We start from the raw sequence: 23,895 nt of genomic DNA on the forward strand, positions 1-23,895 counted from the left end.
TTTATTAAATAATAAATATAAAGGCCCCGCATTATGGGGTCTTTATATTTAATTTACTAAAGTTTTATTTTCATAGAATAAATATTGGCTTTTTGAAAATGCCGAAAAATCTTGAAATCATTATGTATGGCTGACCCAAGAATCATGTGTTATGTAATACAGGTGGCTTACGGTTTTGTAGTCGATGATTTGAATTCGCGGATTCCGGCGCCATAGAATCCCTTCAGTTTATATTTGTTTGTCTGGCAATATATCGATGCCGGAGTGTGTATGCTTGCAGCGTTTTTAGAGTAAATATTGCTTCATAAGGAAAATGTTGGGATTCATGCAATGAAATGGGAAGATTTATACGAGAAGATACAATCATCCGATAATGCAGAGCAGTTATTTGAACACGTTAGATCTTATGCTGAAGCGCTCGGCTTTCAATATGCTTCATATGCCATGTGTGTGCCGTCTCTGAACAGTGTTGCTCGCTGGGTGCGTTTTGAATCCTTGCCCGACGGCTGGCAGAAGCACTACGCCGCCAAGAAATACGCGGATATTGATCCGATTATCAGGCGAGGGATAAATAGCATCGAGCCTTTGGTTTGGTCGGCTCGACAGTTTGCGGAAGCTCCCCAAATATGGGCGGATGCACAAGCGTTTGGTTTGAAGGCTGGTATTTCCCAGCCATGCTGGGCGGCTCAGGGCGTTTTTGGAATTCTCACATTCCTGCGCGAGAGACCAGCTTTGTCAGAAGGCGAAATCTCGATGCTGCGTCGCCAGATGCAGATTGTAACCAATCTTCTGCATCTTGCCATGTATGAACATGTCGATGTTCCCAGCATCAATTGTGTGGCGGAGGTTAATCTGACGGCACGTGAGCGCGAGATCCTGCGGTGGACGAGCGAAGGAAAGACTGCTGAGATTATCGGTAGGATCCTCAATATCTCGACCCGGACCGTTAATTTTCATATCAGCAATGTTCTCATCAAACTTGTTGCTGTGAACAAGGTACAGGCTGTCGCCAAGGCGCGGACTTTTGGTCTGCTCTAGAGCAGAATCTGACCGGAGTGAAACGAGGATTGATAAGATTATACTGAAATAGACTAAATTAGAGCGCCGATCTGATCCAATCAGATCGAAACGCGTTCTAATAACTTCTATCCTTCGGCGGTTTGGACCGAAGGATGCTTCAATCCTTGTTTGACAAAAGTTTTGCCTTCAAAAAACTGCTTTAATACCACAAATTTAGTAGTATTTTCCGTCACTTGGCTCAGAATACAGTTTCTTGATGCTGCGCAAGTTTGTTCCTGCTTCTGGCAAAAAACAGGCAAGTTTTCGCTCAAGCCTCTCGCAATAAGCGATAGCATACTTTTCCTTTTGTCCTGTCTTTCACGACAATGCGCTCAGAGTGGTTTTCCACGCTAGCGCCGGATCAAGGCATCTGCCCACCCTCCCGCCAGCTACTACGCATCGTGCTTTGTGCGTCCGAAAGGACGCACGACGCTCTAAAACCAAAGTTCATTGAGTAAGACTCATCGGACTTTGGTTAAGCCGGTGTGGCGATTGAACATTTTCAAGGCGTGATGCGTCAGCATCTTGAGCCGCCTTGGTATAAAGCGCATCCCGAAAAGTGTGAAACGGTTTTCGGATTAGATGCGCGTCGAAGTTAAAGTCCGATCCGGTTTCCGGGAGAAACAGACGTGCATCACGCATCCCTGACCAAGAACCTGACGCATCTTGAGCGTCTGGAAGCAGAAGCAATTCATATCTTTCGCGAGGTTGCCGCGACCTTCTCCAATCCGGTTATGCTATATTCGGTGGGCAAGGACTCGTCAGTGATGCTGCATCTGGCGATGAAGGCATTCTATCCTGCGCCACCGCCATTTCCTTTCCTGCATGTCGATACGACATGGAAATTCCGCGAGATGATCGAGTTTCGCGATGCGCAAGCCCGCGATAAGGGCTTTGAGCTGCTGGTGCATATCAATGAAGACGGCGTGCGCGATGGTGTTGGCCCCTTCTCCCATGGCTCCAATGTTCACACCCATGTTATGAAAACGGTGGGACTGAGACAGGCACTTGATAAATACAAGTTCGATGCTGCTTTCGGTGGCGCGCGCCGAGATGAAGAAAAATCCCGCGCCAAGGAGCGCATTTTTTCGTTCCGCAATGCACAGCACGGCTGGGACCCTAAGAACCAGCGTCCTGAAATGTGGAGGGTCTATAATACGAGGGTTTCAGCTGGTGAATCGATCCGCGTCTTTCCGCTCTCCAACTGGACCGAGCTGGATATCTGGCAGTATATCCTGCAGGAAAATATCCCGATTGTGCCGCTCTATTTCGCCGCGAACCGTCCTGTGGTTGAGCGCGATGGCATGCTGATCAAGGTCGATGACGACCGCATGACGCTTCGTCCCGGTGAAAAGGTGGAAGAACGCCTGGTGCGCTTCCGCACACTCGGTTGCTACCCGCTCACTGGCGCGATTGAATCAAGCGCCACCAATCTGTCCGATATTGTCGAAGAAATGCTGATCGCCCGCACATCCGAGCGTCAGGGCCGCGCCATTGACCGCGATGAGGCTGGTTCAATGGAAAAGAAGAAGCGGGAGGGCTATTTCTGATGAACGCCGTACTAAAGGCCTCTGTAACAAGTGCAGCCGTCAGCGATTTTCTGGCCGATCAGGAGCGCAAAACGCTTCTGCGCTTTCTCACTTGCGGCTCCGTTGATGACGGTAAGTCCACGCTGATCGGTCGCCTTCTTTACGATACCAAGTTGATTTTTGAAGACCAGCTTGCGACGCTGAAGAACGACAGTCGCAAGTTCGGCACGACCGAAGATGATTTTGACTTTGCCCTGCTGGTTGATGGTCTCGAGGCAGAGCGCGAGCAGGGCATCACCATTGATGTCGCTTATCGCTTTTTCTCAACGCCACGCCGCAAATTCATCGTAGCTGACACGCCCGGCCATGCACAGTATACGCGCAACATGGCAACTGGCGCATCGACTGCCGATCTTGCTGTTGTGCTGATCGATGCACGTCAGGGCGTGCTGACACAGACGCGTCGTCACTCCTTCATCGCTTCGCTCTTAGGCATTCGGCATATTGTGGTGGCCGTCAACAAGATCGATCTGGTTGATTTCTCACAAGAAGCCTTTGACGGAATTGTCGCTGATTATATGAGCTTCGCCAAAGAATTAGGCTTTGCGAGCATCCAGGCCATTCCGCTTTCGGCACGCTACGGGGATAATGTTACCAGCCTGTCTCCACGTATCGATTGGTATGAAGGGCCATATCTGCTTGAACATCTGGAAACGGTGCGGATTGATACGGAAGCGAATGCCAGGCCATTTCGCTTGCCCGTACAATATGTAAACCGGCCTAATCTCGATTTTCGCGGTTTTTCCGGGACCGTCGCTTCTGGTGTAATCACACAAGGCGACACAGTTGTTGTCGCAAAGTCGGGCAAGCAATCGAAGATCAAACGCATCGCCACTTATGATGGGGATTTACCGCGTGCTTCCGAAGGGCAGGCGGTAACTCTGGTTCTCGAAGACGAGATCGAGGTCTCTCGCGGTAACATGCTTGTGGGAGCTGAGGCACGCCCAGAAGTGGCCGACCGTTTCAGCGCGAATGTGGTCTGGTTTGGCGAAGAGGCTTTGCTGCCGGGCCGTTCCTATCTCCTGCGTACCGAAACGGACCAAACACCGGTCACGATCAACGAGATCAAGTACCGCACTGACGTCAACACATTCGCGCAGGAAGACGTTACACAACTGGATCTGAACGAGGTTGGCTTCTGCCATCTTCAGACGGCGGATCAGATTATATTTGATCCTTATGCGGATAACCGCGTGACGGGCGCTTTCGTGCTGATTGACCGTCTCACCAATGCAACTGTTGGTGCCGGCATGATCGATAGTGCGCTGCGTCAGGCGACCAATGTGCATCTGCAGGCTTTTGATCTCGACAAGCAGGCGCGTGCTGCGCAAAAATTCCAGAAGCCTGCCGTGCTTTGGTTCACGGGGCTTTCAGCATCTGGAAAGTCCACGATCGCCAACCGGCTCGAACAACGGCTTCACGCGCTCGGCAAACATACCTATTTGCTCGATGGCGATAATGTGCGTCATGGTCTCAATAGCGATCTCGGCTTTTCCGACGAAGATAGGGCGGAAAATATCCGCCGTGTTGGTGAAGTGGCGGGGCTGATGGCCGATGCTGGGCTGATTACGCTGGTATCGTTCATTTCGCCGTTCCGTTCTGAACGGGATCGCGTGCGTTCACGGCTGCCGGAAGCTGAGTTCATCGAAATCTTTGTCGACACACCGATTGAGGAATGCATGGCGCGTGATCCGAAGGGGCTTTATGCGCAGGCACTGCGAGGCGAGATCAAAGCCTTTACGGGTATCGATTCTCCTTATGAAACACCGCTTTCACCCGAGTTACATCTCAACACCGCAGGTCGTGACATTGACGAACTCGTCGCAGAGGTGGAAAAGTATCTGGCCGAACGTGGTGTTATCGGCAGCTATGGCAGCGATTCCTGGTCGATTTGAGAAAATGAAGATATCCGCCTCTCCAAAAGCTGATCTTGACGGCCAGGCACTTCTTGCCGTTTTGCAAGAGGCGACGCTTGAGGCCGGGCGCGTGATCATGAAGCATTATACCGACGGATGTGCGGTGAGTGCCAAGAAGGATCAGTCCCCGGTCACTGAGGCGGATCATGCGGCTGAAGCCATTATTCTCTCCGCGCTCGCTTCTGTTGCCTCCAATATTCCGGTGGTGGCAGAAGAAGAAGCGGCTGCAGGGCGCTTGCCTGCGCATCTGGGACGAAAATTCCTGCTGATCGATCCACTGGATGGAACGAGGGAATTTCTACTGCGCAATGGCGACTTCACAGTGAATATCGCGCTTATAGAAGACGGTGCACCTGTGGCTGGTCTGGTCTATGCGCCGGTGCGCAATCTTCTCTATGTGGGAAGCCCTGATGGTGCTGTTGAAATTGTAACGAGTTTTGACCATATCGCCAAAAGCCAACGATCGATTAAGGCGCGCATTGCTCCTGCGAAGCGCGTCGTGGTGTGCAGCCGGTCTCATATTACAACGGAGACAGAGCAGTTTCTGAAGGCCAACCAGATCGGCGATAGTGTTTCCGTAGGGTCTTCGCTCAAATTTTGCATGATTGCGCGCGGTGAAGCCGATTTATATCCCCGCTTTGGCCCGACAATGGAGTGGGATACGGCGGCTGGTGACGCAGTACTTCGCGCGGCTGGCGGAATGACGACCACATTTGATGCGCTTCCACTGACTTACGGTCAACGGTCCGATGGCACGGTGCAAAGCTTCGCCAATCCCGATTTTGTCGCTTATGGCGCAGGGACAGTTCCTGTTTTTGCTTAAACTAAAGCATTTCCAGCAAAAGTGGGAACCGGTTTTGCGTTCGGAAATGCGTAAAGACAAATAGTTACAGCGGTTCCAACCATTCAATATTAACTGGAACCGCTGTAAGCAGCATCAAAGCCCCTCTGTGCGACTGATAAGTCGGCTAATCGGGACATGTCTTCAAAAGACTGGAAAAAAAGCGCATACGCCCCTTGCGACTTGAAAACGGCAGCGCTATAAGCCGCTTCACGGTCGGGCTTAAGAGTCACGATTATATGGACACGGAGCGTAGCGCAGCCTGGTAGCGCATCTGGTTTGGGACCAGAGGGTCGGAGGTTCGAATCCTCTCGCTCCGACCATTTTCTTCTTAATTAATATTCCAAAAAAATATGTATGCGAAACCGGTGAAACTACTTCGTTTTGCCAAATACGGACATTCGCATGAACTCGCCGTCATATTCGGCAATTTCGACCAGTCTTTGCCTGTCGAGAATTTCAACCTTATACGATCTGAACATCACGAGCCCTTCTTCGCGCAACTCACGCATCATGCGATTGAGATGAATGGGGGTCAGGCCCAGGGCGTCCGCGAGCTGATACTGTGTGAGTGGACAATAAAATGAGTCTGGCTCACCCATTCCGCAGGATTTGACGCGATCTGAAAGCTCCAGCAAAAGATGCGCCGTGCGGACAAATGCGCTTCGGCAGCCAACATTCGTCAGGTGTTCAATGAGCATCGAACGCTGCCGCGAAAGAAGCTCAATGAAAATCATGCTCAGTCTGGGAATCTGCCAGATTGTTTTTTCCAGCGATGTTAGCGGTATTTCATAAACCGACATCGGTGTGATCGTCTTGATCGTATTGTAGCTGTAACCGTCTGCGGTTCTCAGCCCGACAAAGTCACATCGCATGGGAAAGTCGATGATTTGGCGTTCGCCACTCGAAAGATCGCGATAAACGCATCCCCAGCCTGAACGCACCAGATGAATACTTCTTATACGAGCGCCCTGATCAATGATGACGGCATCAGCAGGATAACTGCTCTCGGAAATGACGAGAGACTGCAAAGCTTGTTTTTCTTGCGTGTTTAATTTGGCCAGAATTGGAGGAGACTCCAATAAGCTAACCAAGCCGTCGATCAGTAGGGCGGTGGTGTTCAGGTTACCACTATGCATTTGCTGCCTATGCCCAACGAAAGTTATAGAATTTATAACTTTCTGTTCCCGAAGTCGTTCTAATGGTGACTACATTTTTTTATAAAGCGCTAACATAAGTTAATGACACGTTTATTTGACGATAGCAATATTTAGACCAGTCTTCACCGGGGTTGGCAATAAAAATCCTAATAAACTAGCGCAGTTTTTAGCATGACTAGTGTTTTGCGTCGAATGCAAACCTGAGTAACAGGGGAAACTAAGCAATGTTGGAAGTTAGAGAACAGTACTTATGGGCGACACCTGATGGCAGCGGCGATGGAGTTTCTATTGCTATAGGTGAGCGAACAAAAGACAGAGGATATTCGGCCGGTTTGCCTGTGCAGAGTGAGCCACATTTAATGCTCGTCTGTAAAAGCAATCTGGAGCGGGAGTGCCTCTTCAACGGACTAATGATGAACGGACTTAAACTGCCCGTCGTTAGCTATGCATCTATCGATAAGAACATGGCGTTGAATGGTGCAATCGTTATCCTCATGCATATCGGCTCAAAACGTCTCGCCGATCCGTTTTTTTCCGATGAGGTGGAGGCTGCGGTAAAGGCATGGCATCCGATACCGCTCGTACTCCTTGCCGAACGTGAGGAGTGGTCGCAGGTTTTGCGTGCGATGGAGATTGGAGCGCGCGGCTACATTCCGACATCGGTCGATATCAAGATTTGCGTGGAGGCCATTCATCTTGCCTTGGCGGGTGGGATGTATGTGCCAGCTTCGATGCTGATGAAACCGCCGCCGGAGGACTTGAGCGATGATGTATTGGGCGAGTTATTGACGGTACGCGAGATTGAAGTCGTTCATGCAATCCGAGTGGGTAAGTCCAACAAGATCATTGCGTTTGAACTTGGTATGAGTGAAGGCACAGTAAAGGCGCATGTTCATAACATTATGAGAAAGATCGGTGCCGCCAACCGCACCGAAGTCGCTTGCAAGCTGCACAAAATGTACGGCAATAAATTCAGCGAGGAATGAAATTATCCGCATGCATACTGATACACTCTGGAAAATTTGAAGCGTCGGACTGAAAACTCAGCCGGCGCTTCTTAGTTTTTGATGCATCTATACGGTATTCGGAAAAGATGCTCGTTAAAACAAACAGTGAGAGCGAAACGCGCTCTGAGTAAAAGGGTAGGGGCAGATTTGCACCTGCCCCTACAGAATGAGAGTGGGTATCCTTTGAGGGGACTCTCATTCTTTTCTGAGCGAGAGTAAACGCGATGACCTCCCGCTGCAGTCTTTCGGTTAGGTTGATTTCAAGCTCCGTTTGAATCCTCTGCGAAAACCTGCTGCGCACGTAACAGCCCTAACTCCAATCAGCGACGAAGGCTGATGCTGCCAGATGATCCTCCGGATGTCGTGCCAAAGGCAGAACCTGCGGAACTGCCACCGAGAAACCCGGTTCCGGATTGGGCCGTAGCTGCCGACTGGCCGCCTGAGCCGGATGTAAAGTAGCCCGAACCAATGCCGCCGCTGCCGCCGTAATGACCCATTTTGCTACCCATGCCACCGCCTATGCCAAGGACCGTGCCTTTGCCTTCTGCCCAGCCAGTGGTTGCGGCCTGGCCAGCAGCGGTGGAACCTGCGCCGAATGCAAAGCCGCCCGTCACTGCCGAGCCTGCGCCGCTGGCACCACCAAAGCTGCCATTCCAGTTTACGGTTTGCGCGGCTGCAGGCAGAGCGCCAGCCGCGAGAAGTGCGATAGAAGCAATAATGATTTTCTTCACGATGAAACTCCTCCTGTTTTTGACCGACATGTGTCCAAAGCGAATAGCCGAGGGGTGTCGGAGTTAGACCACTAGAGCGAGCATCGGCCCAAAAAATTGATTTTGAGCCGATGCTCTGAGCCGCCGCCCCGGCTTTACATGAGCGGTCCGGGGCAGTGCCATGCCCGGCTGTTGCTCGATGTATTACGCAGAACACATCCCTTGGCGCGCAACTGGTCTGAACTCAGGCCAAGGGCTTTTGCAGAATAAGTACGCTTACGGCCAGTTGCTTGTGGTGGTGGCGTAGTACCAGTTGCACTTGCAGGAATTGACGCTGGCTCTTCGTTAGAGACAGATGCCAAAAGTGGTGCCTGCTTTACTTGACGCGGCGCGGATGCGGAGCGAGCTCCCTGTGAAGGGCAGAACACACCTGTCGCATTGAGGGATGCTCTGACTTCCTTGTTGAGGCAAATCAGATCAAGTGCCGCCCCGTTTTGCCCCATGCCCAGAAGTGCTGCCGCATAGGCGCGCCGATTACATTCACGCATTTCATATGTACTGCCGATGCCGAGGCCCCAGCCTGTAGCTCCGACGCCGACGCTCGCCGAACCTGCACAAGAATGCACGCCCGCTGCCACAAGTCCCGGTGCAAAGGCCGGAACGGTGGTTTTGATTTTGTCTGGCGAGTTGTTACCTCCGCCAACAGCGATAGCTGTGGCGCCGGCCTGAGCCGACGAGTTTGTGTTATTATCTACATTCACGGTTTGAGCGAACGCACTTCCTCCGAAGAGAAGAAGTGTGCCAGACAAGCAAAGGATACCCAGTTTAGACATAGCTAACCCCTTCCACTTTTTACTTTGTATTTTTATGCTTTTATTATGATAGAGGCGCCAATATCATTTATTTTATTATTTCCATTTTACGCACGAAAAGGATTATTTCGATATTATGAAAATTCGTAGGCTTGTGAATATAATGTTGTGTTATTTTTTACCTACAACGTGTAAGTGGTTTATTATTATTAATCTTTATTGCTATCGTTCGGATATTTTCAAATCGCCAATTATGACGTTAGTTTTGCTTCTAAACGAAAGTTTATAGCTAGCGATTGCGATTGCAGGACTATGTTGGGAGGGGAACGCGCAAAAAGCTGGTTGCCTTCAATTGAGAAGCGAGAATTTCTGCCTCGTGAGGTCGCTTTCCGGCTGATGTGTCATCAAGCGGTTGCTTTCTCTTGCAAAACAGCGAAATTACGAACTCAAAGCATGTCGCGGAAAAGTGGGAACCGGTTTTCCGATAACGGCATGCGTGAAAATAAAGAGACAGAGCGAGCGCGTTGGGTATGATCAAAAGCGACTCGCTCTAGTTAGAACAATTCCATCGCCGGGCACAAAATGCAGCTTACTCCTCGCCACAATGCAATTCTGGATATCGCTCGCCGACAAGGGCAGGTGCTGGTCGATGATCTGGCAGCCGCGTTCGATGTGACACCACAAACTGTGCGCAAGGATCTCAATGATCTCTGCAAGGCGCGTTTGCTGCGGCGCATTCATGGCGGCGCACTCTACCCATCTGGGGTTGAGAACATGGAATATGAGGCGCGCCGCCGTATCGCAGCGCATGAGAAGGAGCTGATCGGGCGGGCGGCTGCTGAAATGATCCCCGATGGCGCATCGCTTTTTATCAATATTGGCACGACGACCGAGGCTGTCAGTCACGCGCTCATAGACCACAATCACCTGATGGTCATCACCAACAATATCAATGTCGCCAACACGCTGCGTGTCTATCCCGAAATAGAGGTCGTTATTGCTGGCGGTGTCGTTCGTGCCTCCGACGGTGGTATTGTGGGTGAAGCGGCGGTTGATTTCATCCGTCAGTTCAAGGTCGATTATGCGATCATTGGTGCCTCAGCGATGGATGAAGATGGTGCTCTGCTCGATTTCGATTTCCGCGAAGTGAAAGTCGCTCAGGCTATCATCGCCAATGCACGCCACGTGATTCTTGTGACCGACTCAACAAAGCTCGAACGAACGGCGCCAGTACGACTTGGTCATATATCGCAGGTCCATACCTTCATCACTGACCGTTGTCCGTCACAGCAATTGCGCGATTTGTGCCGCGAAAACGAGGTCGAACTCATCGAAACCGCCGAGCAAGCCTCTGCTGAGGAGAAAGAATTGTAGTTTCGTTTCATTTTCGTTTTGCTTTCGTATGAAATGAATTATATTCGCTTTGGTGGTTGGAGAAGGTCTTCAGGGTTCGCCATGGCGCAGAATAAAATATTCGATAAAATATTCGACATTTTCGTAATCGGTGGCGGCATCAACGGATGCGGCATTGCAAGAGACGCCGTGGGGCGTGGCTTCTCTGTTGGTCTTGCCGAGATGAACGATCTGGCAAGTGGCACCTCGTCGCGCGCCACCAAGCTCATTCATGGTGGTTTGCGCTATCTGGAGCATTACGAGTTCCGTCTGGTGCGCGAAGCGCTGATGGAGCGGGAAGTGCTGTGGGCCAATGCGCCGCATCTCATCCACCCGATGCGCTTTGTGCTGCCTTTTCATAAGGGCGGCGTGCGTCCGGCCTGGCTTTTGCGCCTTGGCCTGTTTCTGTACGACCATTTGGGTGGCCGCAAGAAACTGCCTGCGACGCGCACGCTCGACATGCGAACCGACCCTTCTAGCGCACCATTGAAGCCACTTTTCACCAAGGCTTTCGAATATTCGGATTGCTGGGTGGATGATGCTCGTTTCACCGCCCTGACTGCGCGTGACGCCGCCGATCGTGGAGCGATGATCCGCACACGAACCAAGGTCGTATCCGCGCGCCGTGACCATGAAGCATGGACTGTGACGCTGGAAAATATCGACACTGGTAGGCGCGAAGAGGTTCGTGCGCGTCTGCTGGTCAATGCCGCTGGCCCATGGGCCGATAAGGTATTGCAGGGCGTTGAGGGCGATCGGCAACTGCACAATGTGCGTCTGGTTCAGGGTAGCCATATCGTGGTGCGCAAAAAGTTCTCCGATCCGCGTTCCTATTTCTTCCAGAACAATGACGGACGTATCATCTTTGCCATTCCCTACGAGGACGATTTTACGCTGATCGGCACCACTGATCAGGACTATAAGGGCGACCCGGCCAAAGCTGCGATCAGTGACAGGGAAACCGATTATCTCTGCGCTTGTGCCAGTGAATATTTCAAGGAGCCAGTGCGCCTTGAGGATATTGTCTGGACCTATTCCGGTGTGCGCCCGCTTTATGATGACGGCGCAAGCAAGGCGCAGGAAGCAACCCGCGATTATGTGTTGAAAGAAGATGCCCCTCAGGATGCCGCTCCGCTGATCAACGTGTTTGGTGGCAAGCTGACCACGGCTCGCAGGCTAGCCGAGCATATGCTTGAGAAGATCGAGCATCGTTTAGGCAAAAAAGGTGCATCATGGACCCATGCAGCACCTCTGCCGGGTGGCGATTTTGAGGCAACGTCCTTTGATCGTGAGCTTGAAAAGCTGAAAGCGGCCTATCCGTTTCTTTCGTCCACTCATGCGCGTCGTTTGTTCAGGCTCTATGGAACGCGAGCACACGTACTGCTTGGCAAGGCGAGTTCGCTGGCTGATCTCGGGCGGCATTTTGGTGCCGATCTCTACGAAGCAGAAGTGCGCTATCTCGTTGAGAATGAGTGGGCGCATACGGCACAAGACATTTTATGGCGACGCACAAAACTTGGCCTGCGAATGAACGCGATAGAGGTTTCTGCTCTTGAGGCTTTCGTTCAACCAGTGAAAGCTGCTTAATCCCTGACTTGCAACGCTTGATATAAAAAGTCATTATCTTCCGGCAGGCGGTTTCCAGCCTTTCTGGGAGGAAAACATGGGTGCACCGCAAGACAGAATTCATGCTGACCGCATCCAGTCCGCTATCGATACGGGTGGTGCGGCCCGCTCGGCTCTCGTCGCGTCATGGCGGCGATCAGCACAGTTGCATGGACTGGACCCGGCGGAGCTTGGTGCCGTCCAGACGCTTTCTGACGGCGAATTTCGCAATGTGCGTGAGCGTATGGAGCGTGTCGTCAATATAGCCCAAGCGAGCATGGATCGCCTTTATATGGCGGTCGGCGGTGTTGGTTGCTGTGTGCTTCTCGCTGACAGTGACGGCGTGCCGGTTGAGCGACGGGGTGCTGCAGGCGATGATGATACATTCTACGAGTGGGGTCTGTGGACCGGTGCCGTGTGGAGCGAAGCTGTCGAAGGCACCAACGGGATTGGAACCTGCATCGCCGAACAACGTGCGCTGACCATCCATCGCGATCAACATTTTCACACTCGAAACATAGGCCTTTCCTGCACGGTTGCGCCGATCCACGACCATCAGGGTCGGCTGATGGCAGCGCTTGATGTCTCATCATGCCGCAGCGATCTGACTGAGGCCTTTGTTCAACTGATTTCCGTCGCGGTTATTGATGCGGCTCGCCGGATAGAGGCTGAAAACTTCCGTCAGGCTTTTCCTCAGGCACGCATAATGCTGGCTCCAAGTGCTGATCGCACCGGCGGTGCGCTGATCGCAGTCGACAAGGATGATCTGGTGATTGGTGCGACAAGGGCTGCAAGGCTTTCTCTCGGTCTTACCGATGAAACCCTTTCGGCAGCACTTCCGGCTGCTGACATTTTGGGTTGGAATGCGGATCCGCGAGAGGATATGGCGGAGTCTGAAAGAAGCGTTATCCTGCGGGCCATTGCGCGTTCAGATGGCAATGTTTCCTCCGCTGCCAAGCTTCTTGGTATCAGCCGTGCCACGCTTCACCGTAAGCTCAATCGCCTGAAAATCATTCGTCCGAACTAGAATCTTCATTCGGTTTTCCAATGTGTCTCATTATTGAGACACATTGATCCTGCATAGTCATCGGTGTGGATGACTCCTCCCAAGAGCCGCGCCATCTTGAATTAAGAAACGCCGTAGGAGCGGCGTTGTCTTTGGGAGGAATGTCATGAACAAGGTAGAATTTCATCGCTCCGTAAAGCCGGAGTTTGCCAAACGCTATGGCAATTTCATTGGCGGCAAATGGGTTGAACCCAAGTCTGGCCGCTATTTCGAAAACACATCCCCAGTCAATGGCCAGGTTCTGTGCGAAGTTGCACGTTCTGATGCGGCCGATGTTGATGCGGCTCTTGATGCGGCACACGCAGCCAAGGATGCATGGGGCAGAACCAGCCCTGCTGAACGTGCCGTTATCCTTAACAAGATCGCAGACCGCATCGAGGCAAATCTGCCGAAACTCGCAGCCGCTGAAACATGGGACAACGGCAAGCCGATCCGCGAAACCACAAATGCGGATCTGCCACTTGCTATTGATCACTTCCGTTATTTTGCCGGTGCAATCCGTGCGCAGGAAGGCGGAATTTCGGAAATCGACCACGACACGGTCGCTTACCATTTCCACGAGCCGCTCGGTGTCGTCGGCCAGATTATTCCGTGGAACTTCCCAATTCTTATGGCTGTTTGGAAGCTGGCGCCAGCACTTGCTGCCGGTAACTGCGTGGTGCTGAAGCCAGCAGAACAGACACCTGCATCCATCCTCGTGCTGATGGAGATCATTGGTGATCTTCTGCCTGCGGGCGTGCTCAACGTAGTCAATGGTTTCGGTCTGGAAGCTGGCAAGCCACTTGCATCGAGCCCGCGCATAGCCAAGATCGCCTTTACCGGTGAAACGACGACCGGTCGTCTCATCATGCAATATGCCAGCCAGAACCTTATCCCGGTTACGCTGGAACTGGGCGGCAAGTCGCCAAACATCTTCTTCTCCGACGTCACTGCGGAAGATGACGATTTCTTCGACAAGGCTATCGAAGGCTTTGTCATGTTCGCGCTTAATCAGGGCGAAGTCTGCACCTGTCCAAGCCGTGCGCTGATTCATGAAAAAATCTATGACAAGTTCATGGAACGCGCTTTGAAGCGTGTCGAGGCAATCGTTCAGGGTGATCCTCTTGATCCGGCAACCATGATCGGTGCGCAGGCATCTAGCGAACAGCTGGAAAAAATCCTGAGCTATATCGATATCGGCAAGCAGGAAGGTGCAGAAGTGTTGACCGGCGGTGGACGCAATGAGCTCGCCGGTGATCTGGCAGGCGGCTATTACGTCAAGCCGACCGTCTTCAAAGGCACCAACAAGATGCGGATTTTCCAGGAGGAAATCTTCGGTCCTGTTGTTTCGGTCACGACCTTTAAGGACGATGCCGAAGCGCTCGCGATTGCCAATGACACACTTTATGGTCTTGGCGCAGGTGTATGGACGCGTGACGGTACGCGCGCTTATCGCTTTGGTCGTGCCATTCAGGCAGGCCGCGTCTGGACAAATTGCTACCACGCCTATCCGGCCCATGCGGCGTTCGGTGGCTATAAGCAGTCGGGTATCGGTCGTGAAAACCACCTCAAGATGCTCGACCATTACCAGCAGACCAAAAACATGCTGGTGAGCTACAGCCCGAAGAAGCTCGGCTTCTTCTAAAAAGTAAAGGCGGTTCGTGGCTTTCACGCCTCGAGCCGCCGCCTATCCTTGCAGTTTCATCGGTACAGTACGGCCTCACTTGCACTATCGATCTGAGGCCGTTCCCCCCTGTTTCCTCCCAGGAAAGTGGCGGGTCGGTGCGGTTTATACCCTTGCCGGCCCGCCTAAAAACAGAAGGAACTTCCAATGGCAAAGACAATGAAAGCGGCCGTGGTCCGCGAATTCGGTAAACCACTGACAATTGACGAAGTCCCGATTCCCCAGCCGGGAGATGGCCAGATTCAGGTGGCAATTCAGGCGTCTGGCGTCTGTCATACCGATCTTCATGCCGCTGAGGGCGATTGGCCCGTAAAGCCTAACCCTCCATTTATCCCCGGTCACGAAGGCGTTGGTTTTGTCTCGGCTGTCGGTAAAGGCGTCAAGCATGTCAAGGAAGGTGACCGCGTCGGCATTCCTTGGCTCTATACGGCCTGCGGCCATTGCGTGCATTGCTTGGGTGGCTGGGAAACGCTTTGCGAAGAGCAGCAGAATACCGGCTATTCCGTCAATGGCGGCTTTGCTGATTATGTCGTTGCTGATCCCAATTTCGTTGGACACCTGCCCAAGAACATCGAGTTCAACGAGATCGCGCCTATCCTTTGCGCAGGCGTAACAGTCTATAAAGGCCTCAAGGTCACGGACACCAAGCCCGGTGATTGGGTGGTGATTTCCGGCATTGGCGGTCTTGGCCATATGGCAGTGCAATATGCCAAAGCGATGGGGCTGAATGTTGCTGCCGTCGATATCGACGACAAGAAGCTGGATCTCGCCCGCAGGCTTGGTGCGACTGTGACGGTCAATGCCAAGACGCATAATGATCCGGCAGCCTATATCAAGAAAGAAACCGATGGCGGCGCACAGGGCGTGCTTGTCACAGCCGTTTCGCCGAAGGCTTTTGAACAGGCAATCGGCATGGCTGCGCGTGGCGGCACAATTGCGCTCAACGGGCTGCCAGCTGGTGAATTCCCACTGTCGATTTTCAACATGGTGTTGAACGGTGTTACCGTGCGCGGCTCTATCGTCGGCACGCGCCTTGATCTGCAGGAATCGCTTGATTTTGCCGCCGATGGCAAGGTTAAGGCGACCATTCGCACCGACAAGATCGACAATATTAATGCGATTTTTGATGAAATGCGCGCGGGCCAGATTGAAGGCCGCGTTGTAATGGACCTGACGCAGTAATCAGGGCATATTTGTAAATAAAGCCGCCGTAGTAATGCGGCGGCTTTCTTCATGGGAGGAGGAAGCATGGCGCAAGTTGCACAAAATCAGCAGGTTACTGCGACTGACGCAGCGCTCGAGCTGATAAATGAATTGCAGGCAGAATACGGGGCGATCATGTTTCATCAGTCGGGCGGTTGCTGTGATGGCTCCTCGCCGATGTGCTATCCGCAAGGCGATTTACTGTTGTCTGATGCAGATGTGAAGCTTGGCGAGATCGGTGGTGCACCGTTTTACATCAGCGGCTCGCAATACGAAGCCTGGAAGCATACCGAACTCATCATTGATGTCGTGCCGGGGCGAGGTGGTATGTTCTCGCTCGACAATGGCCGTGAAAAGCGTTTTCTCACCCGCTCCAAGATATGCACGATTTGAAACATGTCTCCCAAAAGTGGGCAACGGTTTTGGGGATAAAGACAGGCGTAAAAACAATAGTTAAAGCGCATCGCGCTTTAGCGCTTTGCGTTGATAGGCAAAGCAGCTACTTAAACTATTGGGAATACCGGGGAGAGAGTACATATCGGCCATGGCCGCATCCAATAAAAGAGCGACAATCCATGATGTGGCGCGTCTCGCTGGCGTGTCTATCAAGACAGTATCAAGGGTTTACAATGATGAACCCAATGTGCGCGACACGATCCGTGAGCGTGTGAGAGAAGCGGGTGCCGAGCTGCGCTATCGCCCGAATGCGGCAGCGCGCAATCTGGTTGAAAGACGCTCGCATCTCATTGGGCTTTTCTTTGAAAATCCAAGCCACAGTTATGTCACAGAATTGCAGAACGGAGCGCTGGATCGTCTGCGTGGCACCCGCTACCGGCTGCTGATATTTCCGGTCGAAAATCGTGCCGATATTCGCGGTTCGTTGATTGAAACCGCGCATGCTTCCGGGCTTGATGGCATAATCGTCACGCCACCCATGTCTGATGATCCAGAGATTTTGCAGGAATTGATTGCTTCCGCCATGCCATTTTCACGGGTGGCGGGTGATTTTAATGTGCATCCGACTGACAGCGTGGCAATCGATGACGCCGCCGCCACCTTTGACCTGATGGATTATCTTCTCAAGCAAGGCCATACGAGGATTGCTATCATTATTGGTGATCTGACGCATCGTTCTGCGCAGTTGCGCCTTGAGGGCTATCGCCGGATGCTTGATGAGGCAGGCATCGAGCACAATCCCGATTATGAAGTTGGCGGTGGGTTCAGTTTTGACAGCGGGTTGACGGCTGGCAGAAAACTGATGGAGCTGCAAAAAAGGCCAACGGCTATTTTCGCTTCCAATGATGATATGGCGGCAGCCGTTCTGCAGATTGCCTATGATTATAAGCTGGACGTGCCCGGTGATCTGACCATTGTGGGCTTCGATGACAGCGCTATCGCAAGCATGGTTTCGCCACAGATTACCACCATTCGTCAGCCCATACGCGAGATGACCCGTGATGCCGTGGATATGCTTTTACAGCAGATCGAAAGCGGCGACGCATCGCCATCGCGGCATGTCGAATATAAGCTGATCATCCGTCAGTCGTCCGGCAAAGCGGCGGAGTAAAGCATGTCTCCCAAAAGTGGGAACCGGTTTTTGGGTCGAGACATGCGGAAAAGCAAAAGATTAAAGCGGGGCCGGTAATCCCGGCCCCTTTCGTTTTTAAGATGGAAGAACATCTTCCAGTCCCTTGGTCAGTTCCAGGGCTTGTCGTTCAAACATGCGGCGATAAATGCCACCCGGCTTACGGATAAGTGCATCGTGATCGCCTTCTTCGAGGATCTCGCCTTTGTCGAAGACCAGCAACCGATCAAGCGCACGAACCGTCGAAAGCCGGTGTGCAATGACAAGCGTCGTACGACCGATCATCAGCCGCTCCATGGCCTGCTGGATCAGCAACTCCGATTCTGAGTCAAGGCTCGACGTTGCCTCATCCAGAATAAGGATCGGTGCATCTGCCAGAAACGCACGGGCAATTGCCACACGCTGACGTTCGCCACCAGAAAGCTTCACGCCACGCTCGCCAACAAGCGTCGCATAGCCCTTTGGTAGACGCATGATGAAATCATGCGCACTGGCAAGCATTGCTGCGTGCTCGATCTCGGCCTGTGTTGCGCCGGGACGGGCATAAGCAATGTTTTCGGCCAGCGTCCGGTGAAACAGAATTGGCTCCTGTTGCACGATGGCAATCTGTGAACGCAGCGAAGCCTGTGTGACTTCCGCAATGTTCTGACCGTCAATCTTAATGGCACCGCCACTGACATCGTAAAGACGCTGGATGAGCTTGACGAATGTCGTCTTGCCCGAACCCGAATGACCGACCAGCCCCACACGCTCACCAGCATCAATCTTGACCGAGAAGTCGCGATAAAGCGCTGCTGCGTGGTTGCCGTAATGGAAGGTGACGTTATCGAATGTGATCTCGCCATTTCCAATCTTGATTGCAGACGCACCCGGCCTGTCGGCAATGCCATAAGGCTCGGCTTCAATCTGAACCAGTTCTTCCATGTCATTGACCGAACGCTGCAGGTTGCGGATATGCATACCAACGTCGCGCAGATAGCCCTGCAACATGAAGAAAGCGGTCAGAACGAAGGTGATGTCACCCGCCGTTGCTTTACCCTGGCTCCACAGGTAAAGCGCAAAGGCAATGACCACACCGCGCATAATCAGCAGATTTGCGCCCTGAATGAAGCCGTTCAGTGTGCCAATCAGCCAGGTGCGGCGTGTCCGGCCGCGCCACTTGGTGACAACCTTTGCAAGACGCGCATCTTCACGACCTTCAGCACCGAAAGCCTTAACGACTGCATTGCACGAAATGGCATCGGCCAAAGCGCCGCCCATGCGTGTGTCCCAGCTGTTAGCGAGCGTTGCTGCAGGTGCAACAAAGCCCAGCGAAATCACGATCGTGCACACGATGAAAAGCACCGAGCCGATAGCAACCAGCAAGCCCATCATCGGCCAGTACCACGAAAGCAAAGCAACCGAACCGAGCAACATCAGTATTGACGGCAGCAGTGCGACGATCAGCGTGTCGTTGAGCAGGTCAAGCGCCCACATGGCGCGCGAAACCTTGCGCACCGTTGATCCCGCAAAAGCATTGGCGTGCCAATCGGTTGAAAACCGTTGCAGCCTGCGGAACGAGCTTGCTGCCATGTCACTCATGATCTTCAGTGTGAAGTCTGTAATGACATAGAAGGTCAGCTGACGTGTTATGAGCGCTACTGCGCCCAGCACAAGCAGGACGATCAGGGCCTCGATTGCGGCGTTCCATGCATTGTCGCCGCTAAGCGAAAGCGCATCGACCAGTCGCCCTGAATAGAGCGGAGTCAAAACATCTGCGGCTGTTGCAAGCAGCATGCCGATAATCATCAGCGACAGCCGCACGGGCTGACTTCGCCAGTGGCTGAAAGTGTAGCCAAGGACATTGCGGAACGCAGGTCCCCGGAAATCTATACGAAACCGAGTCATATGAATAATACCAGCCCGCAAAACGGCGGATTCTGGTTCCTTTAAAAGCATTTCCAGCAAAAGTGCGAAGCGGTTTTGCGTCGGACAAAGCGTGAAACGAAGATAAAACAAGCAGCCGGAAGGGCTGCGGCAAATTGGGAAGTTTTTAGGAATGTGCCCTTTTAGGGAGGGCGGTCAGGCCTTAGCCTGCAGCACGGGCCAAAGACTTAAAGCTTGGAAGCGCCCGCGTTAACACCGGGCACCGACGGAAATGGATAGACACGCATCTCATACCTCTTGCCAGTGTTTCAGATGTCTGCACAATAAATGAGCAAATGTTTTTGCCAAGTGGCAAAATGCGGAATTTTGCTTTCAACCTATTGAGTGTGGCAAAAATGTCAGACCAGAATGTCTCCCAAAAGTTGGAACGGTTTTGAGGCTAAGACATGCGTAGAGCAAAGACTTACAGCGGTTCCAGTTAATATTGAATCATTGAAGCTGCTGTAACTATTTGTTTTTACGCATTTCCAAACGCAAAAGCGGGAACCGCTTTTGCGTTTGGAAATGCTTTAAAGCACATCGCGCTTTATACCTTTCGTGGCCAAGCCGCGAGCTTGCGCGAGAAATGCGAAATGGTTGCATGCAGCAGCATTGTGAAGGCTGCCAGCACAAACAGGCTGGCGAACATGAGATCGACCTTGGCGCGCCCATTGGCAAGTAACATAAGATAGCCAAGACCTTTCGATGCGCCGACCCATTCGCCCACAACCGCACCGATTGGCGCATAGACTGCCGCCAAGCTCAAGCCTGAAGCAAGCGAAGGGAAGGCCGCGGGTATGCGAACGCGAAACAGAATATGCATCCGTTTGGCGCCGAGATTTTCCGCCGCGTTGATAAGGGTTTGATCGGTGCGCTGCATTCCATCCAAAAAGGTGGAAACGACCGGGAAAAAGATCATTAGAATGGTGACGGCAATTTTGGATGCCGGGCCGTATCCGAGCCAGAGGGTGAGGATCGGGGCAAGTGCAAATATAGGGATGGCCTGACTGAACACCATCACGGGCATGACAAGCCGTTGAGCAAGCGGCGACATCATCAGGCCAATTGCGGTCAGCACACCAATGGCACAGCCAAGAAAAAGCCCACCCAGTACTTCGCCAAATGTCACGATGGCATTATCCGCGATCAGCTGCGCATTGGTGAGGAGGGAGAGAACCACATCAAGTGGACCGGGCAAAATGAAGCGTGGCATTTGCCAGATGCTCACCACTGCCTGCCACAATCCGAGCACTGCAAACGCCGACAGAAACCCGTCGGCGATGCGTTTTTTACGGGAGCGAGAAACCACGCTCGTCACTTTGCTTTTAGCCCCATGCTCCAGAAATTCGCTTCAAGCCTGCTGGCGATTGCAAAAATCTGGCAGAGCTTTGGCCAGCGCGGACTGTTCTCGAAATCGGTGCCAATGCGATCTTTGGCGGCCTGATCAAAAAGCTTGCCGACCGTATGGCACATGTCCTGATAATCAGCCCCGGCATAGGTGTCGATCCACTCCTGATAAGGTGTGCCAGCCTTTGCCGTTGCGGCAAGGTTGATCCCGATTTCACCATAACCATGTGCGCAAGGCACAAGGGCGGTCAGCAGGTCGAGAAAATCGCCCTGATAGCCGCAATCCAGCACATAGCGCGTATAGGCCAGATTTTCCGGCTCTTCGCGGGTGTTGTAAAGATCGTCTTCGCTGATGCCTTCGCGCGCGCAGATGCCGACATGCAGCGGCAGTTCCGTAACCGCCAGCCCGTGCATGATTTCCGCGCAAAGCCGCGTTTCCTGCAAGCTGCCTGCCTTCACGACACCAAGCGCAAAGGCACGGGCATAATGATGCAGATAGACATAATCCTGTCTGAGATAGTGCAGGAAAGCTGACTTGGGCAACGTACCATCGCCAAGCCCACGTACAAACTCATGATCGATATAAGGCTTCCAGTCCTCAAGGGTTGCTGCCCGCAGACGGGTGAATAATTCTGACGAATAATGCGGCTGTGGCACGCTCATCATTTGCTCCCTTCAGCATTGATGTCGATGGCAAATTTCTCGACAGGCAGGATCGAGGGCACGAGGCCGTTTTCCTTGAGGTAGGTTTCGTAGCGGCTCCAGCGTCCATAATCGAGGCTGGCAGGGGAGCGTGAGAAACGGGCGACGGTATCTTTCCAGGCGCGCTGGTTCAGCTCGTCTTTGAGTTCAGAACTGTAGGACGCAAACACCTCATAGCTCTGCTCCGGGTGATTGACGATGTATTGCGCTGCCTTTTCCGTGGCAGAGAGAAAGCGCGAAATCTTGTCTTTTTCGGCGGCATCAAGCTTGTTGGAGTTGGCGACATAAACCAGCTCGTCATAGACTGGCACACCTTCTTCCTCGACGAAGAAACACTTGCCCGCAACACCTTCAACCGCCATCTGGTTGAGTTCGACATTGCGATAAGCGCCCATCACCGCATCAACCTGCTTCGACATGAGCGATGGTGCGAGCGAGAAGTTCACATTGATGAGTTCAACATCTGAAAGCTGAATGTCGTGTTTTTTGAGAATTGTGCCGAGCACTGTCTCTTCAACACCCGCAACCGAGAAACCTATCTTCTTGCCCTTGAGATCGGCGATTGAATTGACCGAACCGTCATCGCGCACCATCAGGCAGTTGAGCGGGGAATCCACCAACGTGCCGACACGGATCAGCGGAATATCGGCATGCACATCGAGATGCACCTGCTGCTGATAGGAAATTGCGAGATCAGCCTGCCCGGCCGCAACCATTTTGGGTGGCACGGAAGCGTCCGCTGGTGCCACGATGTCTACATCAAGTCCTGCATCCTTGAAGTAACCGAGCTTGTCAGCCACGATGATAGGCCCATGGTCAGGGTTCACATACCAGTCCAGAATGAGCTTGAATTTATCGTTGGCGTGTGCCGGCTGAGGTGACATCAGGGCAAGCGAAGCCGTGGCGCTGAAAAGCGCAGCAAAAATCAGTTTTTTCAATGTTTCCTCCAGAAACTAAATTACATAAGCACGGGTAATTTCGATCCATTGCCGCACGCGGGCTTCCGGATCGGGATTGAGGGTGATGTCGGTGACGACTGAAACAATGTCGGCGCCCGCCTTAAAGACGCCGGGCGCGCGGTCGACATTCATGCCGCCAATGCCAACGAGTGGAATGTTACCGAGGGCTGTCTTCCATTCCCGCACGCGGTCCAGTCCCTGTTCGTGCCATTTCATCTTCTTGAGAATGGTCGGATAGACAGGACCGAGCGCGATATAGGCAGGCTCAAGCGCCATTGCGCGATCGAGTTCTGCTTCATCATGGCTGGAAATACCGAGCTTTACGCCGCCCGCACGGATTGCATCGAGATCGGCGTCATCGAGATCTTCCTGACCAAGATGTATGAAATCGCAGCCTTCCTCTATCGCCAGCTTCCAGTAGTCGTTGACGATGAGCTGGCAGTCATGTGCTTTGCAAATGTCACGTGCTGCACGGATTTCTGTGCGCAGTTCTGCATCATCCTTATTCTTGATACGCAACTGCACCAGCTTGATGCCAAGTGGCACCATGCGTTTGATCCAGTCTGCACTGTCAAAGATCGGGTAGAACGGATCGAGGGCCATTACAAAAATGCCTTTCCGATAAGGGGAGTGGAGGGGGCGGCCATATCGCGCGCGTCGATCGGATCGGCTTCATAGGCGAGGCGTCCGGCTTCAACGGCAAGTGCGAAAGCGCAGGCCATTGCGGTGGGGTCACCAGCCTTGGCGACGGCGGTGTTGATCAGCACCGCGTCATAACCAAGCTCCATTGCGTGCGCTGCATGTGAAGGCACGCCGATGCCCGCATCCACCACCAGCGGAACGTCGGGAAAATGCGCGCGCATGGTTCTGAGCGCATAAGGATTGTTCAACCCGCGCCCCGAACCGATGGGTGCGCCCCATGGCATGAGCACTTTGCAACCAGCTTCGAGCAGCTTTTCGGCCACCACCAGATCGTCATTCATGTAGGGAAAAACATCAAAGCCGTCATCGCAAAGGATGCGTGCTGCTTCCACCAGCCCGAAAGGGTCAGGCTGCAGCGTGTCATGATCGCCGATGACTTCGAGTTTGATCCAATTGGTGCCGAAGACTTCACGTGCCATCCTGGCCGTAGTGACCGCTTCGCGTGGCGTGTGACAGCCAGCGGTGTTGGGCAGGACAGACACGTCCATCTGCTTGATAAGTTTCCAGAAATCCTGACCTGCACGCATGTCACCGCTTTCGCGCCTGAGCGAAACAGTCACGATTTCCGTCTTTGATGAACGGACGCTGTCCGCTAGAATGGCCGGTGATGGGTAAAGTGCTGTGCCAAGCAAGAGACGGCTTTCAAACGTTTTTCCATAAAACTCCAGCAAC

General features: G+C 52.8%; 21 protein-coding genes and 1 tRNA gene. 13 read left to right on the top strand and 9 right to left on the bottom strand.

Features of this window, described 5'->3' with window-relative positions:
• Nucleotides 1-330: 330 nt before the first annotated feature.
• The 5 genes from OIV19_RS02420 to OIV19_RS02440 all read left to right on the top strand — a co-directional run bounded on the left by OIV19_RS02420 (nt 331) and on the right by OIV19_RS02440 (nt 5,728).
• Nucleotides 331-1,038: a LuxR family transcriptional regulator gene (locus OIV19_RS02420; protein ID WP_264230557.1), complete on the top strand. Its 708-nt coding sequence runs from the start codon at nt 331-333 to the stop codon at nt 1,036-1,038.
• Between the two features lie 650 nt (nt 1,039-1,688).
• Nucleotides 1,689-2,609, top strand: coding sequence for a sulfate adenylyltransferase subunit CysD (cysD, locus tag OIV19_RS02425; RefSeq protein WP_264230558.1), 921 nt, complete (start codon nt 1,689-1,691; stop codon nt 2,607-2,609).
• Nucleotides 2,609-4,543, top strand: coding sequence for a sulfate adenylyltransferase subunit CysN (gene cysN, locus OIV19_RS02430; RefSeq protein WP_264230559.1), 1,935 nt, complete (start codon nt 2,609-2,611; stop codon nt 4,541-4,543). Before cysD ends, cysN begins: the two co-directional genes overlap by 1 nt.
• Before the next feature lie 4 nt (nt 4,544-4,547).
• Complete coding sequence (cysQ, locus tag OIV19_RS02435) at nt 4,548-5,387, top strand: 3'(2'),5'-bisphosphate nucleotidase CysQ (RefSeq protein ID WP_095447833.1); 840 nt, start codon at nt 4,548-4,550, stop codon at nt 5,385-5,387.
• A gap of 264 nt (nt 5,388-5,651) precedes the next feature.
• Nucleotides 5,652-5,728 (top strand) — tRNA-Pro (locus OIV19_RS02440).
• Between the two features lie 51 nt (nt 5,729-5,779).
• Here the strand turns inward: OIV19_RS02440 and OIV19_RS02445 are convergent.
• On the bottom strand, nt 5,780-6,544 hold the full coding sequence (locus tag OIV19_RS02445; RefSeq protein ID WP_095445940.1) for a Crp/Fnr family transcriptional regulator: 765 nt from the start codon (nt 6,542-6,544) through the stop codon (nt 5,780-5,782).
• Nucleotides 6,545-6,789: 245 nt separating this feature from the next.
• Here OIV19_RS02445 and OIV19_RS02450 point away from each other — a divergent pair, with 245 nt between their 5' ends.
• Nucleotides 6,790-7,551 (top strand): helix-turn-helix transcriptional regulator, encoded by a 762-nt coding sequence (locus OIV19_RS02450; protein WP_151094739.1) that lies wholly within the window; start codon nt 6,790-6,792, stop codon nt 7,549-7,551.
• A 341-nt stretch (nt 7,552-7,892) separates the two neighbouring features.
• Here the strand turns inward: OIV19_RS02450 and OIV19_RS02455 are convergent, their stop codons facing one another.
• Both OIV19_RS02455 and OIV19_RS02460 read right to left on the bottom strand, forming a co-directional pair.
• The gene (locus OIV19_RS02455) at nt 7,893-8,303 is read right to left on the bottom strand and encodes a hypothetical protein (protein ID WP_095445942.1); all 411 of its coding nucleotides are present in this window, start codon (nt 8,301-8,303) and stop codon (nt 7,893-7,895) included.
• 134 nt (nt 8,304-8,437) lie between these two features.
• Nucleotides 8,438-9,115, bottom strand: coding sequence for a hypothetical protein (locus tag OIV19_RS02460; protein ID WP_264230560.1), 678 nt, complete (start codon nt 9,113-9,115; stop codon nt 8,438-8,440).
• Nucleotides 9,116-9,676: 561 nt separating this feature from the next.
• On the opposite strand from OIV19_RS02460, the gene OIV19_RS02465 reads away from it, so the two are divergent.
• The 7 genes from OIV19_RS02465 (at nt 9,677) to OIV19_RS02495 (ending at nt 17,590) form a co-directional block, all read left to right on the top strand.
• Nucleotides 9,677-10,468, top strand: a complete 792-nt coding sequence (locus tag OIV19_RS02465; protein ID WP_264230561.1) for a DeoR/GlpR family DNA-binding transcription regulator — start codon at nt 9,677-9,679, stop codon at nt 10,466-10,468.
• 81 nt (nt 10,469-10,549) lie between these two features.
• A complete protein-coding gene (gene glpD, locus OIV19_RS02470; RefSeq protein ID WP_264230562.1) occupies nt 10,550-12,073 on the top strand; it encodes a glycerol-3-phosphate dehydrogenase in 1,524 nt (507 codons plus the stop codon).
• 76 nt (nt 12,074-12,149) lie between these two features.
• Nucleotides 12,150-13,118: a GAF domain-containing protein gene (locus tag OIV19_RS02475; protein ID WP_264230563.1), complete on the top strand. Its 969-nt coding sequence runs from the start codon at nt 12,150-12,152 to the stop codon at nt 13,116-13,118.
• Between the two features lie 145 nt (nt 13,119-13,263).
• On the top strand, nt 13,264-14,781 hold the full coding sequence (gene adh, locus OIV19_RS02480) for an aldehyde dehydrogenase (RefSeq protein ID WP_095445947.1): 1,518 nt from the start codon (nt 13,264-13,266) through the stop codon (nt 14,779-14,781).
• A gap of 186 nt (nt 14,782-14,967) precedes the next feature.
• Nucleotides 14,968-16,002, top strand: coding sequence for an alcohol dehydrogenase AdhP (adhP, locus tag OIV19_RS02485; protein ID WP_095445948.1), 1,035 nt, complete (start codon nt 14,968-14,970; stop codon nt 16,000-16,002).
• A gap of 66 nt (nt 16,003-16,068) precedes the next feature.
• Complete coding sequence (locus OIV19_RS02490) at nt 16,069-16,416, top strand: DUF779 domain-containing protein (RefSeq protein WP_264230564.1); 348 nt, start codon at nt 16,069-16,071, stop codon at nt 16,414-16,416.
• Nucleotides 16,417-16,567: 151 nt separating this feature from the next.
• A complete protein-coding gene (locus tag OIV19_RS02495) occupies nt 16,568-17,590 on the top strand; it encodes a LacI family DNA-binding transcriptional regulator (protein WP_095445950.1) in 1,023 nt (340 codons plus the stop codon).
• A 96-nt stretch (nt 17,591-17,686) separates the two neighbouring features.
• Here the strand turns inward: OIV19_RS02495 and OIV19_RS02500 are convergent, their stop codons facing one another.
• The 6 genes from OIV19_RS02500 to OIV19_RS02525 form a co-directional block, all read right to left on the bottom strand.
• Nucleotides 17,687-19,495, bottom strand: coding sequence for an ABC transporter ATP-binding protein (locus tag OIV19_RS02500; protein ID WP_264230565.1), 1,809 nt, complete (start codon nt 19,493-19,495; stop codon nt 17,687-17,689).
• Nucleotides 19,496-20,060: 565 nt separating this feature from the next.
• Complete coding sequence (locus OIV19_RS02505) at nt 20,061-20,831, bottom strand: ABC transporter permease (RefSeq protein WP_264230566.1); 771 nt, start codon at nt 20,829-20,831, stop codon at nt 20,061-20,063.
• Nucleotides 20,828-21,523, bottom strand: coding sequence for a thiaminase II (tenA, locus tag OIV19_RS02510; RefSeq protein ID WP_264230655.1), 696 nt, complete (start codon nt 21,521-21,523; stop codon nt 20,828-20,830). Before tenA ends, OIV19_RS02505 begins: the two co-directional genes overlap by 4 nt.
• Nucleotides 21,523-22,500 carry an ABC transporter substrate-binding protein gene (locus tag OIV19_RS02515; RefSeq protein WP_095445954.1) on the bottom strand — a complete coding sequence of 326 codons (978 nt, stop codon included), beginning with the start codon at nt 22,498-22,500 and terminating at the stop codon, nt 21,523-21,525. Before OIV19_RS02515 ends, tenA begins: the two co-directional genes overlap by 1 nt.
• A gap of 15 nt (nt 22,501-22,515) precedes the next feature.
• Nucleotides 22,516-23,124 (bottom strand): thiamine phosphate synthase, encoded by a 609-nt coding sequence (locus OIV19_RS02520; RefSeq protein WP_264230567.1) that lies wholly within the window; start codon nt 23,122-23,124, stop codon nt 22,516-22,518.
• A complete protein-coding gene (locus OIV19_RS02525) occupies nt 23,124-23,894 on the bottom strand; it encodes a thiazole synthase (RefSeq protein ID WP_095445956.1) in 771 nt (256 codons plus the stop codon). Before OIV19_RS02525 ends, OIV19_RS02520 begins: the two co-directional genes overlap by 1 nt.
• Nucleotide 23,895 lies beyond the last annotated feature (1 nt).

Origin of the sequence: Brucella sp. HL-2 (assembly GCF_025846885.2) — a bacterium.
Taxonomy (GTDB): domain Bacteria; phylum Pseudomonadota; class Alphaproteobacteria; order Rhizobiales; family Rhizobiaceae; genus Brucella; species Brucella quorumnocens.

Coding starts and splice junctions, on each gene's coding strand:
- OIV19_RS02420 (WP_264230557.1), top strand. CDS start 331: ATGAAATGGGAAGATTTATACGAGAAGATACAATCATCCGATAATGCA.
- OIV19_RS02490 (WP_264230564.1), top strand. CDS start 16,069: ATGGCGCAAGTTGCACAAAATCAGCAGGTTACTGCGACTGACGCAGCG.
- glpD (WP_264230562.1), top strand. CDS start 10,550: ATGGCGCAGAATAAAATATTCGATAAAATATTCGACATTTTCGTAATC.
- OIV19_RS02460 (WP_264230560.1), bottom strand. CDS start 9,115: ATGTCTAAACTGGGTATCCTTTGCTTGTCTGGCACACTTCTTCTCTTC.
- OIV19_RS02495 (WP_095445950.1), top strand. CDS start 16,568: ATGGCCGCATCCAATAAAAGAGCGACAATCCATGATGTGGCGCGTCTC.
- adhP (WP_095445948.1), top strand. CDS start 14,968: ATGGCAAAGACAATGAAAGCGGCCGTGGTCCGCGAATTCGGTAAACCA.
- OIV19_RS02475 (WP_264230563.1), top strand. CDS start 12,150: ATGGGTGCACCGCAAGACAGAATTCATGCTGACCGCATCCAGTCCGCT.
- OIV19_RS02465 (WP_264230561.1), top strand. CDS start 9,677: ATGCAGCTTACTCCTCGCCACAATGCAATTCTGGATATCGCTCGCCGA.
- OIV19_RS02520 (WP_264230567.1), bottom strand. CDS start 23,124: ATGGCCCTCGATCCGTTCTACCCGATCTTTGACAGTGCAGACTGGATC.
- OIV19_RS02445 (WP_095445940.1), bottom strand. CDS start 6,544: ATGCATAGTGGTAACCTGAACACCACCGCCCTACTGATCGACGGCTTG.
- cysN (WP_264230559.1), top strand. CDS start 2,609: ATGAACGCCGTACTAAAGGCCTCTGTAACAAGTGCAGCCGTCAGCGAT.
- adh (WP_095445947.1), top strand. CDS start 13,264: ATGAACAAGGTAGAATTTCATCGCTCCGTAAAGCCGGAGTTTGCCAAA.
- OIV19_RS02500 (WP_264230565.1), bottom strand. CDS start 19,495: ATGACTCGGTTTCGTATAGATTTCCGGGGACCTGCGTTCCGCAATGTC.
- OIV19_RS02450 (WP_151094739.1), top strand. CDS start 6,790: ATGTTGGAAGTTAGAGAACAGTACTTATGGGCGACACCTGATGGCAGC.
- cysQ (WP_095447833.1), top strand. CDS start 4,548: ATGAAGATATCCGCCTCTCCAAAAGCTGATCTTGACGGCCAGGCACTT.
- tenA (WP_264230655.1), bottom strand. CDS start 21,523: ATGAGCGTGCCACAGCCGCATTATTCGTCAGAATTATTCACCCGTCTG.